The sequence below is a fragment of the Frigoribacterium sp. CF331 genome, assembly GCF_057787905.1.
The window spans coordinates 1,240,142-1,255,075 of record NZ_CM173545.1; the positions used below are offsets into that span (position 1 = coordinate 1,240,142).

Consider the following 14,934-nt stretch of genomic DNA (forward strand, 5'->3'; position numbering starts at 1 on the left):
CGCTCTATCGGCGGGGCGCGGGGTGACGTAAGCGGTGGGTGGGCGCCTGCCCCGTACTGGGGGCGCACGCCGGCTGCTGCTGGCGTGCGCCCAGGACCGGGGGACGGAGGCGCACGCATGGACGAGAACGGCCGACGGCTGTCGGGCCTCGGGGTCGTGCTGCCCCTGCTGCTGTGGCCGGTCGGCTTGTGGATCGGCCTCCGGCGACAGCCCGCCGAGATCGCGTCACTCTGGTGGTTCGTCGGCTGACAGCCCTCCGCCGGTGTCGTCCGCCGGGGCCCTGTGGCACGATGAACGAGCAGCGCTCGGGGCAGCGGGCGGACAACAGAGCATCCGTCACTGTCGTCGACAGGAGTGACCCGGCTCGAGACGGGCTTCAACGATGCCTCCGCAGGGCAGGAGAGCGGACCGATGCGAGGACACTTCAACTGGTGGTCAACCAAGTCGTCCGCCTTCCGGCAGGTCATGGGTGTCCTCACCGGCGGTGACGTCTAACCCTTCGTCGAGGACCCCGAGGGCGAGAGCCACAAGTGGGACGTCGGGGTCGACGACCTCCCGATCATGCAGGACCATTACCGACGCCGGACGATCGCTGTCGAGACGGGGCAGGGGTGATGAGGTCCCTCCACGCTGCCGGCGCACTGACGGGCGTCGTCCTGCTCGCCTTCGTCACGGCCTGCACGTCGGGCTCGCCTGCGCCTGATGCCTCCCCCACCCGCTCGTCCCAGGAGGACACCGTGACCATCGACCAGACGCAGATCAAGGCCAACGAGATCGCCGATGCCGTACAAGCTCTCATCCCCAGCGACCAGGTCACGTCGGTCGAGGTCGTCGACGACAGCGCGGGCTCGCTGCTCGGTGGCGACGTCGATGCCGATTCGAGTGTCGTCGAGTGGCACGTACAACGCACCATCTCGCTGCGGGAGCCGGCGAACCAGTTGCAGCTGACCGACCACGCAGTGGACGAGTTGGGGTCGTCGGGCTGGAAGGTCGTCTACGACGGTGAGACGACCGGCGCGGGAGGCCGATGGGTGGAACTGACACGGGACGCCGACGAGGGGTACCAGATCCGCCTGCAGGCCGGCGACGACGGCTCGGCACCCGCCGTCCTGTCGCTCGCCGTGACGGGCCCGACCGTCGAGACCGATGGTGACGCAGCGACGTGACGTTCCTCCCTGGGTGACCGCCGCGCGCTCTGCGTCGTCGTGTTGGGCCTCGCGCTCCTCACGGCATGCAGCACTGGCACGACCGGGCCTCACGATGCGGACGACGGACTGTCCATCGAAGAGACCCGCACGGTCGCCACGGAACTGCTCGACGGCCTCCAGGACCCGACAGCTCCGTCAACCGCCTGATCGACGTCCAGGTGAACGGCCCGGTCGTCGAGACCGCACCCGCGGACTGAGCCGAGTCGCGCCTCCTCGGATGCGCGCCTGACAAGGAGGCGCAGTCGCACCGCCGACTGGACGTCGCACCGCCGAAGTGGGCGGTGCGATGTCCAGTCGGCGGTGCGATGCGGCAGAGGGGCGACGGGCAGGAGGCGCGGGTCGCGTCAGGGGCGCGAGTAGCGGTGCTCGGGGCGGCCGGTGGTGCCGTAGCTGAGCTTCATCGTGACGAGGCCGTCGGCGGCGAGCGCCGCGAGGTAGCGCTGGGCCGTCGCGCGCGAGACCCCGACCCGGGCGGCGACGTCGGCCGCCGAGAGCTCGAGCGGACCGACCTCTGCTCCACCAGCAGCACCGGCACCGGCACCGGCCTCCGCGCCGAACTGCTCGAGCACCGCCTGCTCGGTCGCCGACCGCGAGGGCGAGGCCGCCTTCGCCGCGTCGCCGGAATGGAGGATGCGCAGGGCCCGTTCGAGCGCCTCCTGGTCCACGGTCGTCCGCTCGTCGAGGACGTTGCGGTACCGCTGGTACGCGCGCAACCGGTCGACGAGCGTGCCCGACGCGAACGGCTTGATCAGGTAGCCCAGGGCCCCGCGCCGCAGGGCCCGACGCACGGTCGTGGCGTCCGACGCGGCGCTGAGCACGAACGCGTCGACGTCGACCTCGCGCAGCAGGTCGAGGCCGTTGCCGTCGGGCAGGTGCACGTCGAGCAGCAGCAGGTCGACGGGTTGCTCCACGAGGACGCGGCGCACCTCGGCGACCGTCCCGACGGCCGGCAGCGCGCGCAGGCCGGGCAACTGCTCGACCTGGCGACGGTGCAGGTCGGCGACGTAGAAGTCGTCGTCGACCACGAGCACGGTGAGTTCGGTCGTCACGGGGTGGTCCTCTCGGAATCGCGGGGGTCGCCGCCGGTGTGCGGCTCGTGCCGGTCGTCTGACGCATCTCTGGACGAGGAGGCGCGGGCCGGCCCGGACCCGCCCGTCGCCACCGCCTCGCCCGAGACCGCGCCCACGAGCCTCGCGCAGAACACGGCGCCGTGCCCGTCGCCACCCGGCGAACCGAGCCACACGTCGCCACCCCGGCGTCTGGCGATGTCGCGCGACAGCGGCAGCCCGAAGCCCAGGCCGTGCACGCGTGCGGGGTCGAGGTCGTCGGCCGGGTCGCCGTCGGGGTCGTGCGGCCCGCGGTCGAAGAGCAGCCCGGCGTCGGCGACGCCGTCACCCGAGTCCATCACCGACAGGTGCAGGTCGGTGCCGTCGTCGAGCACCTCCACCTCGATCCAGGCCGGGGTGACCCGCCCGGCGACCGCGGCCCGCACCGCGTTGTCGACCAGGTTGCCGAGCACCGTCGTCACGTCGCCGGGCTCGACGACCGACCCCGTGACGAAGGTCTCGGGCCCGAGCTTCAGCAGCACCCCGCGCTCGGCGGCCTCGACGCCCTTCGCTCCGAGGAACGCCTGCAGGTACGGCTCGGTCAGCCGGTCGGCGTGGGCGACGGGGTAGCGCAGGGGCCCGTGGTCGAGCACGTCGGCCAGGTAGGCGCGGGCCTGCTCGGCCCGACCGAGCTCGAGCATCCCCGACAGGGCGTGCAACCGGTTGGCGAACTCGTGTCGCTGCGCGCGGAGGGCCGTGGTCATCGCCCCGACCGCGTCGAGCCGACGGGTGAGCGCCTCGACGGCCGTGCGGTCGCGCACCACCGCGACCCGGCCGAGGTCGACCCCGTCGCGCGAGACCGGGCGCACGTCGACCAGCAGCACGTGGTGGGCGACCACGAGCGTCGTGTCGGTCGTGGTGCCGGCCGGGGCCTCGTCGACGTCGTCGCGCCGACCGCTCGAGCCGAGCAGCGCGACGAGCCGCTCGGGCAGGTCGAGCCCGGCGAGCGGCTGCCCCACCACGGCACCCGCATCGAGCCCGAGCAGTCGGGCGGCCTGGTCGTTGCACACCGTCACCACGCCGTCGCCGGACACCGCGAGCACCCCCTCGCCGACCCCGCCGAGCACGGCCTGCTGGTTCTGGACCAGGGTCGTCAGCTCCTCGGGTTGCAGCCCGAGGGTCGCCCGGTCGAGCCGGCGGCGGATCAGCACCGACGCGACGACGCCGAGCACGAGCGCGAGCACGGCGACCCCGACGACGGGCAGGGCGTCCCGGACGAGGGTGTCGTAGACCCGCGCCGGGGCGTAGCCGACGCTGACCTCGCCGACGACGTCCGATGCGCCTCCGACGGAGGCCCCGGGCGCGTACACCGGCACCTTCGCCCGGGCCGAGTCGCCGAGCGTGCCGCGCTCCCAGGCGACGACCTCCTCCCCGCGCAGGGCGGCGTCGGGGCTGGTGCTGACGCGCTCGCCGATGCGCGAGGGGTCGGGGTGGGCCAACCGCACCCCGCGGTCGTCGGTCACGACGACGAAGAGCGCCCCGGTGCGCTGCCGGGCCGCGACCGCGGTGCGCTGCAGGGCTCCCCCGGCCAGCGCCTCCTGGTCGATCTCGGTGCCGTCCACGCTCAGCCGGGCGACCTCGTCGCGGACGTCGGCGTCGCTCGCGACGCTCTGCGCCACCGCGAGCGCCGTCGCCTCGGCCTCGCGCGCCAGCCGCTGCACGGCGATGGCCGCGAACACGGCACTGGTCAACAGCACGATGGCGGTGACGACGGCGAGCTGCAGCAGCAGCACCTCGGTGGCGAACCGTCGCTTACGGAGGCGCGGTGCCGCTCCCGTCCCCGCCTCGCGCCCCGCACCCGTCCGACGCCGCGCGGCCGTGCGGCGTCGCCGGGGTGAGCTGTCGTCGGTCACGCCCGCCAGGGTACCGGGCGCGACGGACCCGACCCGCGCCTCCTCGGGTCCGCGTTCGCCCGCCGGCCGCGCGCCGACCGACCCGATCCGCCGCCACCGCGCCGCCTTTCGTGCACCGCACCCCGACTAGACGGGGTGCGGTGCACGGAACGCGGTGCCGTGGGCGCATCGGCCGGACGCTGCCTAGGCTCGGGCCATGCCGACCGAGCCGCAGCCGCAGCCGCAGCCGCAGCCGCACCAGACCCGGGGCGGCCGGGTGAGACGTGTCGTCCCGCTGCGCACGGTGTTCCCGTGGTGGTTCCTGGCCGGGACGCTCGTCACGCTGGGCGTGGCGATCGTGCTCGAGACCGGCAGCAGCGGGGCGATCATGTGGGGGCCCGTCATCGGCCTCGAGATCCGGGATCGGTGGCAGCTCGCCGCCCGCCGACAGGACGACGGCCTCCCGGTCGAGCGGCGTGACCTCGTCGGCCAGACCTGGTCGGAGCCGGTCATGGCCGTCGTCTTCACCATCGTCGCGGTCGGGCTCGGTCTGACACTCGCCCGGATCGTCTCGGGAGGCGCCCCGTGGATGCTCGTGGTCGGCCTGACGCTGCTGGCGCTCGGCGCGGCCGCGTTCGGGGCCTGTGCCCTCGTGGTGCGGAAGCGGGCCCGCCGGGCCGCAGGGCCGCCCGCCGGGTGACGTCCCGCCACCACTGCACCGCCTTTCGTGCACCGCACCCCGACTAGACGGGGTGCGGTGCACGAAACGCGGTGTCGTGCCGGGGCCAGGTGCGTGTGGGCGGGTCTGGTCGGCAGGCGACGGATGAGGAGGCGCGGCTCCCCCGAGCAGAACGCGCAGAACGCCCCGAACGCGCGATAGTCGGCCAATGCGCACAAGCGCGACGGGGGCCCGGAGGCGCCGCTAGCGTGCCCGGACACACGAACTGGACGAAGGAGTCCTGATGCTCGTCATCCTCGGCTATCTGATGATCGCCACCTTCATGGTGCTGATCATGACCAAGCGGCTCTCGCCGATGCTCGCCCTGATCATGGTGCCGACCATCTTCGGCCTGTTCGCAGGGGCCGGGCTCGGCATCGGCGACATGGTGATCGAGGCGATCGGCGACCTGGCCCCGACCGCGGCGCTGCTGATGTTCGCGATCATGTACTTCGGCCTGATGATCGACGTCGGCCTCTTCGACCCGCTCGTGCGGTTCATCCTGCGCGTCACGGGCAACGACCCCGCGAAGATCGTGCTCGGCACGGCGCTGCTGGCCGGGGCGGTCTCGCTCGACGGCGACGGGTCGACCACGTTCATCGTGACGACCGCCGCGATGCTGCCGATCTACCTCAAGCTCGGCATGAGCCCGGTCGTGCTGACCTGCGTCGCCGGCCTCGCCAACGGCACGCTCAACATCGTGCCCTGGGGTGGGCCGACCGTCCGCGCCGCGGCCGCGCTCAACGTGGCGCCGTCCGACATCTTCGTGCCGCTCGTGCCGTCGCTGGTCGTCGGCCTCGTGATCGTGTTCGCCTTCGCCTGGCTGATGGGCCTGCGCGAGCGCCGCCGCCTCGGCACCGTCGAGCTCGGCGGCTCGGTGCTCGCCGCGGCAGCCGAGAAGATGTCGCCCCTGTCGCGCGAACTGGCCACGGCCGCCCGCGGCGGCGGCCCGGGCAAGGCCGGCGTCGGCGTCTCGATGTTCACCAGCCCCACGGTCGCGCTCGGCCTCCGCGGCGGTCGCGCCGACGGCAGCCGGGCCGACGCCCCCGGCGAGCGCGCGGTCGACAACCCCGTCACCGGCACCAGCGCGAACGGCACCCCCACGACCGGCACGATGGCCGACACCATGCTCGACCCGACGCGCGAGACGCTGCGGCCGAAGCTGATCTGGTTCAACTTCGCGCTGACCGTCGTCGTCATGGTGCTGCTCGTGCTCGACCTCTTCCCGCTCGCCTACGTGTTCATGGTCGGCGTCGCGGTCGCCCTGCTGGTCAACTTCCCGAAGGTGAAGCAGCAGTCCGCCGAGATCGTGGCCCACGCGCCGAGCATCGTCGGCGTCGTCTCGATGGTCTTCGCCGCAGGCGTCCTCATCGGCGTGCTCAACGGCACGGGCATGGTGGACGCGATGGCGCAATGGCTCGTGCAAGTGATCCCGAACGAGATGGGCCCGTACCTGGCCGTCATCACCGGCCTGCTCAGCCTGCCGCTCACCTTCTTCATGAGCAACGACGCCTTCTACTTCGGCATCCTGCCCGTGCTCGCCCAGAGCGCCTCGGCGTTCGGCATCGACCCGGTCGAGATGGCCCGCGCCTCGGTGATCGGCCAGCCGGTGCACCTGCAGAGCCCGCTCGTGCCGGCGATCCTGCTGCTCGTGAGCCTGGCGAACGTCAACCTCGGCGACCACCACAAGAAGGTGCTCTGGCGGGCGGCCGTCGTCTCGGTCGTGATGCTCGTGGTGGCGGTGCTCGTCGGGGTCATCCCCTTCGGCTGAAGCCGGTGCCGGCGCCGGTGCCGGTCGCGGTGCCGGGGCCAGGGCCGGGTGCCGGTGCCGGCCGGTCCGCGCTCGGTCTCAGCCGGTCGCGTCGAGGTAGACCGGGCGCGAGGGCTCGTGCGACGCCTCGACCGAGCGCACGGCACCGAGGTGTTGCAGCACGGCGGCGCGGGCGGCCTCGAGTCGGTCGAGCACGCGGCCCTGGCGTTCCGCCAACGAGGAGGCGCGGGTAGCGAGCTCCTGCGGCAACGGACCCAGCCCGGTCGGGGGCGTCCATCGAGGTGTCGACGTCGACGTCGGCCCGGCTGCCGTCGCGGGGCCGCCTGCGGAGGGCGACACGTCCGCCTCGGCGACCAGCGCCTCCAGCTCGTCCAGGGCGGCACGCCACGCGGCGTGCGTGTGCTCGGTCCTAGGCGACACCGAGGGCTCCGGTCGGGGCGACCGTCGTGGTCTGCAACGAGGCACCCGCCTCGTGCCACGCCTGGCGGAGCGGCTCGAGCAGGCCGGCGACCTCGCGCGTGAGCGCCACGTCGCGGTGGACGTTCGCGTTGACCAGGGCGGTCGACGCGTAGCCGTAGAGCGCCAGCAGGCCCTCGCCGCCGTCCCAGACGTCGATCTTGAGCGACGACGACAGCTCGGCGACGATCGCCTGCGCGTGCACGAGCTGCTCGCCGGCGACGAGCCACGAACCCGCGACCTGGGCGGCCTCGGCGCGCGAGAGGTCGAGCATGAGACGGTCGTAGAGCATCGTGACGAGCTGCACCGGCGTGGCCGAGAGCACGGCGTCCGAGGTGTACTGCGCCCGCTGGCGCTGGGCGGTGGCGGCGGAGCCGCTCGCCGCGGCGAAGGCGGCGAATCCTTGTGCGTTCATGGTCAGCTGCTCGTCGATGCGGTCAGGGAGGTGATCTGGCTGCTGAGCCAGGTCGACTGCGCCTGCAACGACTGCAGCTTGACCTCGAGGTTGTTGTAGGTGGTCTGGAGTGTCGCCCGCCTCGCGGTGAGGCGCAGGTCCCAGTCGGCGATGCGGACGCCGAGGTCCTTCACGACCGACTGCTGGCCGGTGATCACCTGGGTCAGGGTGCCGGTCGTCTTGTCGGAGGCGCTCGTCGCGGCGGCCGCGATCCGGTCGGCGAGGGTGCTCATCATCGACTGCGTGCCGACCGGGTCGGCGGCCAGGGCGGCCTGGAACTTGTCGGCGTCGTAGGCGAAGGTGCCGTCCCGCGAGATGCTGATGCCGATCGACGAGGGCGACCGGCCGTCGATCGGGGCCGAGGCCGCCGACTGCAGTGCCGTCTGCGCGGCCCGCACCGACGACTCGCCGGTGTACGCACCGCCCTTGACCGTCGTGGCACCGGTCGCGCTCGTGCTGGTCGTCGTCGCCTGCCCGCTCGAGATGGCCGAGAGCACCGCGTTGAGGCTCGACACGAGCCCCGAGGCGACCTTGCCGGAGGTCGCCGTGTCGCGCGCCACCGTGACGGTCACCGGGGTCGCCGTCGCCGCGGCGGCCGAGACGGTCACCGAGACGCCGGGCAGGAGGTCGGCGAAGGTGTTCGACGAGCTGGTCACGACCTGCTCGGCGGTGGTGCCGGCGTAGAGGGTGAGCGAGGCGTCGCGGGCGGTCTTGACGACGGCGGCACCCGGCTCGGTCAGCAGGTCGGGGGCGGTCCCGGCGGCGACCTCGGCGGCCGTGCCGCGGTGCACCGAGAAGTCGCCGGTCGCTCCGGTCGCGGTCGAGGTGAGCTGGAGCCGGTACTGCACGGCGCCCGAGGCGTCCTTGCCCGAGGCGACCTTCAGGGCGGTGACGCCGGCGGCCGAGGCGTTGACGGCGCTGACGACGTCGTCGAGCGAGCCGGAGGCGGCGGTGACCTCGACGGCCTTGCCGGCGGCCGAGGTGAAGGTGAGGACGGCGGGTTCGGAGGGCCAGGCGGTCATCGCGGCGGTGACCGCGGTCTTCGCCTGGGCCGTGGTGCCGACGACGAACTCGATCGAGCCGGCGGCGGCCGTGGCCCCGGCCGACGCCGTGACGGAGGTGGCACTGCTCGTCGCGGTGAAGGCCTGCAGCGAGGCGGGCTTGGCCGCGGTCTTGGCGGTGTCGGCGAGGGCCGAGACCTGGGCGTTCAGCGTCTGCATCGACGTGATGAAGGCACTCGCGGCCGAGACCTTGTTCTTCAGGAGGGTCTGGGGCGTCGCCTCGATCGAGATCAGGTTGTTGATCAGGGTCGTGGTGTCGAGCCCGCTCGCGAGGCCGTCGATGCCGAGGGTGGCCATGTCGTGCTCCTGTCGCGGGTCGGGTGTCGAGGGACGGCGGGGACGAGCGACGCGGCCGGCACGCGGCGAGCGAGAGGATCAGCTCTCGACTCGCCGCGTGCCGGTCACGCGTCAGGCCCGGGTGTCGCCCGGCGACCGCTGGGAGCGGTCGCCGGGACGCTCTCCGACTAGCGGAGGAGCGACAGGACGCCCTGGGTGCTCTGGTTCGCCTGGGCGAGCATCGCGGTGCCGGCCTGGCTGAGGATGTTCGAGCGGGTGTACTTGACCATCTCCTCCGCCATGTCGGTGTCGCGGATGCGCGACTCGGCCGCCGTCAGGTTCTCCTTCGCCACGTTCGTCACGTTGATGGCGTGCTCGAAGCGGTTCTGGACGGCACCCAGCTCGGACCGGGCGGTCGAGACCGTCTGGATCTGAGCGTCGAGCAGCTTGATCGACGCCTGGGCGTTCTCGGCGGTGTCGAACTTCAGGCCACCGGTGACGGTGGCACCGGCGGCACCCGCGACGACACCCGTTCCGGCGTCGTCGGCGACGCTGACCGCGCCTCCGTTGTTGGCGGTGACGACGATGCCGGTGCCGGCACCGTTGGCGTCCTTGGTCACCGAGACCGAGAAGTTGGCCGAGAAGTCGGCGTCCTTCGTCAGCGCGTCGGCGAAGCCCTGCACGCTGTCGAACGTCCCGGCGGCACCGAGGTCGGCCGTCGTGATCGTCTTGGTCTCGTTGCCGTTGGTGACGCTGAAGGTCTGCTTGCCGGCGACGGCCGCGATGTCGGCGATGTCGAACGACGAGCCGGTCTTGGCGAGGTCGCCACCCGACAGGTTGTTCGCGATGGCCGAGACGTTGGCCTTCGACAGGTCGACGCTGATCTGGCTGTCGGTGCCGCTGTTGGCGCCGACCTGGAACTTCAGCGAGCTCTTGCTGCCGTCGAGCAGGTTCGTGCCGTTGAAGTTCGTCGACGCCGAGATGCGCGTCAGTTCCTTCTGCAGGGCCGAGACCTCGGTGGTGATGGCCTTGCGCGAGTCGGCGTTGTTCGAGTCGTTGCCGGCCTGCACGGCGAGGTCACGCATGCGCTGGAGGATCGAGTGGGTCTCGGTGAGGCCACCTTCAGCGGTCTGCACGACCGAGATGCCGTCCTGGGCGTTGCGCGCGGCCACCGTCAGTCCGCCGACCTGCGAGCGCAGGCCCTCGGAGATCGAGAGGCCGGCCGCGTCGTCAGCGGCACGGTTGATGCGGAGGCCCGACGAGAGCTTCTCGAGGCTCTTCGACAGGTCGTTCTGCGTGGCGTTCAGGTTGCGGTACGTGTTGTTGGCCGCGAGGTTGGTGTTGATCTGCATACCCATGGTGTTCTCCTCCGTGACTGGGTGGTGTTCGTCTGCCCGTCCGTGGGCTGACACCGGCTACTGTCGGCCGGCCGACCGCGGCTGTTAGTCAGCCGCAGAAGTTTTTTCGGCGGTCTCAGACCGCGGTGGCGACCGTGGTCGCCTCGGGCTCGCGCATGGCCCGGGCGATGCCGACGGCGGCGTTGGTCGCGACGCGCGACAGGTACGCGCTGCGACGGGCGGGAGCCGTCTTCGAGACCGGGGTGAACTCGACGTCGGGGTCGTCGGCGTAGTGCGCCTCGAGGGCGTCGCGCAGCAGGCGGACGGCCTCGGTGCGCTGCTGCGACACGGCCGAGTGGGTGATGCCGAGCTCGTCGGCGATCTCGGTGACGGTCCGGTCGCCGAAGTAGACGCCCTCGACGATGAGGCGCATGCGCTCGGGCAGGGCCTGGACGGCGGCGGCCACGTAGCGGCTGCGCTCCGAGACGAGCAGGTTCTCCTCGGGCAGGGGCAGGTCGGCGGCCAGGTGGTCGGCGACGGTGTCGTCGAGGGCCGAGACGGTGCGGGCCGCGTCGGTGAGCGCGTCCGCCGCGGTCTGGCGGTCGACGCCGAGGGCGCCGGCGACCTCGTCGACGCTGGGGGTGCGCCCGAGCGAGGCGGTCAGCGCCTCCTGCACGGCGAGCGTCTCCTTGATGCGCTTGCGGGTGCCACGGCTGGCCCAGTCGCCCGAACGCATGTCGTCGGCGAAGGCGCCGACGATGCGGGTGCGGGCGTAGGCGCCGAACGGGATGCCGAGGGTGGGGTCGAAGGCGTCCGCGGCCTGGACGAGGGCGACGGCACCGACCGACGCGAGGTCGTCACGCGACAGGTGCGTGGCGCGGGCGCAGACCTCGGAGACGAGGTAGCCGACCAGCGGCAGGTTCTCCACCACCATTGCGTTTCGTTCGGTGCGGTTCATCGCGACTCCCAGTGCGAAGGGGACCTCTCGGGTCCGGTGATCGTGACTCCGGGCGCGACGAAGTGCCCTCTGATCAGGGCACGTCGACAGGGTTCGCCGAGGAGGCGCGGGTCGCCGTGCGTAGGAGACGGCGGGACCGCGGGTGGTGCTGCCGCGGCGGCCCGTCGGGGGCCCGTCGCTGCTCTGCAACGCTATCGATGAGCAGGGGGGCAGCGGCAGGTCGGGGGTGCCCCCAGTGCGGGGGAACGGCCGTCATCCCTTCGGGGGGCACGTCCCGCACCTCCACCCCCGTACTGGGTCGGAACGCCCCTTCCTTCGAGCGGTGGTTCAGGCTAGGCGCCGCCGTGAGGACGCTCGGGTCGGCCGCTAACGCCCACCGCGCCTCCGCCGATAGTCACCGGTGCAGAGGACGTCAGGCACTCCTCGCCGACGACCTGCCGTACACCGACCACCCGATGCCCCGACCGAGGAGGCCCCCATGGGCGCGAACGAACTCTCCGCGCTGCTCTGGCGAGAGCGCGAGCTGCTCGAGCTGCTGACCTTCAAGCTCGAGGAGGAGCAGCTGCTGCTCACCGCGGGCCGCAGCCGCTGGGTCGACCACGCCACCCGCGAGGTCGAACAGGTGCTCGGTCGCCTGCGCTCGGCAGGTCTCGAGCGCAGCGTCGAGGTGTCGGCCGTCGCCCGCGAGTGGGGAACCGACGAGGACGCCCCGCTGCGCGAGATCGTCTCGGCCGCCCCGGCCGGCCCGTGGGGCGACATCTTCAGCGCCCACCTACGGGCCATGACCGAGCTGACCGGACGCATCGCCCAGCTGCGCGACGAGAACGAGCGGTTCCTCCGAGCCGCCGCCCGGGCCACCCAGGAGACCCTGGCCACCGCGTCGACCGGCCCCGCGACCGCCACGTACGACGCGACCGGCCGGACCGGCCACGTGGACTCGGCCCGCGCCTCCGGCGGTCACCTCTTCGACGGGCGGCTCTGACGTGGGCAGCACGTTCGGCGGCCTCAACACGGCGTACCGGGGGCTGACGGCCGCCCGCACCGGCCTCGACGTGGTCGGGCAGAACATCGCCAACGTCAACACCGACGGTTACACACGGCAGCGCGTCACGCAGTCCTCCGTCGAGGCCGCCGCACGGGTCGGCCTCTTCTCGACCGGGGTCCAGCCCGGCCAGGGCGCGTCGGTCGACGGCATCGCCCGCATCGGCGACCGGTTCGCCGACGCCCAGGTGCGGGGCGCCGCCGGTGCTGCCGGCTACCAGGGCGTGCGGGCCTCGGTCACGGCCGCCCTCGAGTCGTCACTGAACGAGCCGAGCACGACGGGGCTCGCGACGCAGCTGACGAAGTTCTGGTCGGCCTGGCAGGACGTCTCGAACAACCCCTCCGCCGCCGCCCCCGCCGCCGTGCTGCTCGGGCAGGCGCAGACCATCGCGGGCACGCTCGCGAGCGGCTACAAGGCGGTGGACGACCAGTGGACGGCCCAACGGCAGCAGCTCGACGGCCTCGCCTCACAGCTCAACTCCGCCGCGACCCAGGTCGCCGACCTGAACGTGCGCATCCGCACCGCCCAGCAGCAGGGCGTCAGCACCAACGAGCTGGTGGACGCCCGCTCGGTGCTGACCGAGAAGATCGCCACGCTCGCCGGAGGCACGGTGCGCGACAACGCGGACGGCACGCTCGACGTCGTCGTCGGGGGCAACGCCCTGGTGTCGGGCGACTCGGCCCGCCAGGTGCGCGTGACGGGCGACTACACCCTGAGCACCGCCACGGCGGGGGTGTCGCTCGAGTGGACCCACCGTCCCGGCGACGCCGTCTCGCTCGACGGCGGCAGCATCGCGGGATCGCTGTCGGTGCTCGCCCCGGCCGAGCCCGGCGGCGCCGGCGGCGTCCTCGCCGAGGCGGCCGCCAGCTACGACGCCCTCGCGACCCAGCTCGCGACCCAGGTCAACGCGGTGCACGCCACCGGCACCACGGCCGACGGCACCACCGGTCACGCGTTCTTCGCGTTCACGGCCGGCGTCCCCGCGGCCCGCGGACTGACCGTCGTGCCGACGGGTGCCGCGACGATCGCCTCGGGCAACGGCACGGGCGGCGCCCTCGACGGCTCGGTCGCCCGCGCCGTCGGCCAGATCGGCCTCTCGACCGGCTCGCCCGACCGCGCCTGGGGTGCGATCGTCAGCACCGTCGGGGCCGTCGCGCAGACCGAGTCCGACCGATCGACGCTCACCGACCTCTCGGCCACGTCGGCGAAGAACCGGCAGCTCTCGACGGCCGGGGTCAGCCTCGACGAGGAGAACGTCAACCTGCTCACCTATCAGCACGCCTACCAGGGCGCCGCCCGCGTCATGACCGCGATCGACGAGATGCTCGACACGTTGATCAACGGCATGGGACGGGTCGGGAGGTAACCGATGATCACGCGCACGACCAACCAGATGGCCGTCCTGGACGCCCAACGGCACCTGACCGTCAGCAAGGCCCGGGTGTCCGAGGCCCAGGAACGCGCCTCGACCCTCGACCGCATCTCGAAGCCGTCCGACGACCCGACCGGCACCGCCGAGGCCCTGCGGGTCAAGGCGGACCAGGCGGCGAACGTGCAGTGGAGCCGCAACGCCGGCGACGCCAACGCGTGGCTCTCGACGGCCGACTCGGCGCTGTCGGCCGCCGACGACGTGCTGAAGCGCGTCCGCGACCTCACGGTGCAGGGCGCCAACACGGGTGCCCAGTCGCAGGCGTCCCTCGACGCCATCGCCACCGAGATCGACGGCCTGAGGTCCGACCTGCTCACCCGCGCCAACGCGACCTACGCCGGACGCAGCGTCTTCGCCGGCACCTCGGACGCGGGCGTGGCCTTCCGGGCCGACGCCAGCTTCACCGGCACCCCCGGGTCAGCCGTCACCCGGCAGGTCGGCAGCGAGACGAGCGTCCGGGTCGACGCCGACGGCGCCGCGGCCTTCGGGACCGGCGACGACTCGGTGTTCAGCCTGCTCGACCGCATCACCACCGACCTCCGCGCCGGCGTCGACGTGGGCCCACGGCTCACCGAGGTCGACGCCCGGCTGACGTCCCTGCGCGGCGTACAGTCCGACATCGGGGCACGACAGTCCCAGATCCTGAGAGCCGAGGACACCCTCTTGGACACCAAGACCACGCTCGAGGCGCACCGCGCCGGCATCATGGAGATCGATCTCGGCCAGGCCGTGCTCGACCTGCAGATGCAGAACACGTCGTACCAGGCGGCCCTCGCGGTCACCGCCAAGGTGCTGCAGCCCTCGCTGATGGACTTCCTCCGATGAGCGCGCAGGCAGCACGCGAGGTCAGCGGCTCCGTCGTCTCGTTCACCGCGCCTCCGTTCGGCCTCGAACCGCTCGTCGACTTCTCCCTCGAGCGCATCGAGGGTGCGACCGGCCTGTTCGCCCTCCGCGCCGCCGACTCGGAGACGCGACTCTTCGTGCTCGACGCGTCGGTGCACCTGCCCGACTACTCGCCGGTCGTGACCGACGAGCAGACCGACGCCCTCGACCTGCACGACCCCGCCGAGGCCCTGCTGCTCGTCGTGGCGACGCCCGCGGCGACCGGCATGACGGTCAACCTGCTGGCCCCGATCGTCGTCAACTCGCGGACCGGAGCCGGTGCGCAACTGATCCTCGAGGGCCAGGACTGGCCGCTGCGCGCCGAGCTCAGCGCCCGACCGTAGCGAGACGCCGGGCCGCGCCGACGGCCGGTCTGGGCGCGGGCTGCGAAGCCGGTCACGGTG

General features: G+C 72.7%; 15 protein-coding genes. 8 read left to right on the top strand and 7 right to left on the bottom strand.

Features of this window, described 5'->3' with window-relative positions:
• Window positions 1–117: 117 nt before the first annotated feature.
• Window positions 118–249 carry a hypothetical protein gene (locus tag AC3CCI_RS05775; protein WP_488628372.1) on the top strand — a complete coding sequence of 44 codons (132 nt, stop codon included), beginning with the start codon at window positions 118–120 and terminating at the stop codon, window positions 247–249.
• A 488-nt stretch (window positions 250–737) separates the two neighbouring features.
• Window positions 738–1,166: a hypothetical protein gene (locus AC3CCI_RS05780; RefSeq protein ID WP_488628373.1), complete on the top strand. Its 429-nt coding sequence runs from the start codon at window positions 738–740 to the stop codon at window positions 1,164–1,166.
• A gap of 386 nt (window positions 1,167–1,552) precedes the next feature.
• On the opposite strand, the gene AC3CCI_RS05785 is transcribed toward AC3CCI_RS05780, so the two are convergent.
• Both AC3CCI_RS05785 and AC3CCI_RS05790 read right to left on the bottom strand, forming a co-directional pair.
• Window positions 1,553–2,257, bottom strand: a complete 705-nt coding sequence (locus AC3CCI_RS05785; protein ID WP_488628374.1) for a response regulator — start codon at window positions 2,255–2,257, stop codon at window positions 1,553–1,555.
• A complete protein-coding gene (locus tag AC3CCI_RS05790) occupies window positions 2,254–4,167 on the bottom strand; it encodes a sensor histidine kinase (protein WP_488628375.1) in 1,914 nt (637 codons plus the stop codon). Before AC3CCI_RS05790 ends, AC3CCI_RS05785 begins: the two co-directional genes overlap by 4 nt.
• Window positions 4,168–4,363: 196 nt before the next feature.
• Between AC3CCI_RS05790 and AC3CCI_RS05795 the strand changes: the two genes are divergently transcribed.
• Window positions 4,364–4,846 (top strand): hypothetical protein, encoded by a 483-nt coding sequence (locus AC3CCI_RS05795; protein WP_354594343.1) that lies wholly within the window; start codon window positions 4,364–4,366, stop codon window positions 4,844–4,846.
• A gap of 262 nt (window positions 4,847–5,108) precedes the next feature.
• On the top strand, window positions 5,109–6,635 hold the full coding sequence (locus tag AC3CCI_RS05800; protein ID WP_354594344.1) for a CitMHS family transporter: 1,527 nt from the start codon (window positions 5,109–5,111) through the stop codon (window positions 6,633–6,635).
• Between the two features lie 78 nt (window positions 6,636–6,713).
• On the opposite strand, the gene AC3CCI_RS05805 is transcribed toward AC3CCI_RS05800, so the two are convergent.
• The 5 genes from AC3CCI_RS05805 to AC3CCI_RS05825 all read right to left on the bottom strand — a co-directional run bounded on the left by AC3CCI_RS05805 (window position 6,714) and on the right by AC3CCI_RS05825 (window position 11,177).
• The gene (locus AC3CCI_RS05805; RefSeq protein WP_354594345.1) at window positions 6,714–7,055 is read right to left on the bottom strand and encodes a hypothetical protein; all 342 of its coding nucleotides are present in this window, start codon (window positions 7,053–7,055) and stop codon (window positions 6,714–6,716) included.
• On the bottom strand, window positions 7,045–7,506 hold the full coding sequence (gene fliS, locus AC3CCI_RS05810; RefSeq protein WP_354594346.1) for a flagellar export chaperone FliS: 462 nt from the start codon (window positions 7,504–7,506) through the stop codon (window positions 7,045–7,047). Before fliS ends, AC3CCI_RS05805 begins: the two co-directional genes overlap by 11 nt.
• 2 nt (window positions 7,507–7,508) lie before the next feature.
• Window positions 7,509–8,903, bottom strand: coding sequence for a flagellar filament capping protein FliD (gene fliD, locus AC3CCI_RS05815; RefSeq protein ID WP_354594347.1), 1,395 nt, complete (start codon window positions 8,901–8,903; stop codon window positions 7,509–7,511).
• A gap of 167 nt (window positions 8,904–9,070) precedes the next feature.
• Window positions 9,071–10,240: a flagellin N-terminal helical domain-containing protein gene (locus tag AC3CCI_RS05820; RefSeq protein WP_354594348.1), complete on the bottom strand. Its 1,170-nt coding sequence runs from the start codon at window positions 10,238–10,240 to the stop codon at window positions 9,071–9,073.
• 115 nt (window positions 10,241–10,355) lie between these two features.
• Window positions 10,356–11,177, bottom strand: coding sequence for a sigma-70 family RNA polymerase sigma factor (locus AC3CCI_RS05825; protein ID WP_354594349.1), 822 nt, complete (start codon window positions 11,175–11,177; stop codon window positions 10,356–10,358).
• 478 nt (window positions 11,178–11,655) lie between these two features.
• Here AC3CCI_RS05825 and AC3CCI_RS05830 point away from each other — a divergent pair, with 478 nt between their 5' ends.
• Genes AC3CCI_RS05830 through AC3CCI_RS05845 form a run of 4 tightly spaced genes read left to right on the top strand, consistent with a single transcriptional unit; the run spans window position 11,656 to window position 14,874 of the window.
• Window positions 11,656–12,159, top strand: a complete 504-nt coding sequence (locus AC3CCI_RS05830) for a flagellar protein FlgN (protein ID WP_354594350.1) — start codon at window positions 11,656–11,658, stop codon at window positions 12,157–12,159.
• Between the two features lies 1 nt (window position 12,160).
• On the top strand, window positions 12,161–13,585 hold the full coding sequence (gene flgK / locus AC3CCI_RS05835) for a flagellar hook-associated protein FlgK (protein ID WP_354594351.1): 1,425 nt from the start codon (window positions 12,161–12,163) through the stop codon (window positions 13,583–13,585).
• Window positions 13,586–13,588: 3 nt separating this feature from the next.
• Window positions 13,589–14,473, top strand: a complete 885-nt coding sequence (flgL, locus tag AC3CCI_RS05840) for a flagellar hook-associated protein FlgL (protein ID WP_488628376.1) — start codon at window positions 13,589–13,591, stop codon at window positions 14,471–14,473.
• Window positions 14,470–14,874 carry a flagellar assembly protein FliW gene (locus AC3CCI_RS05845; protein ID WP_488628377.1) on the top strand — a complete coding sequence of 135 codons (405 nt, stop codon included), beginning with the start codon at window positions 14,470–14,472 and terminating at the stop codon, window positions 14,872–14,874. The genes flgL and AC3CCI_RS05845 overlap by 4 nt, the downstream gene beginning before the upstream one ends.
• Window positions 14,875–14,934: the final 60 nt, after the last annotated feature.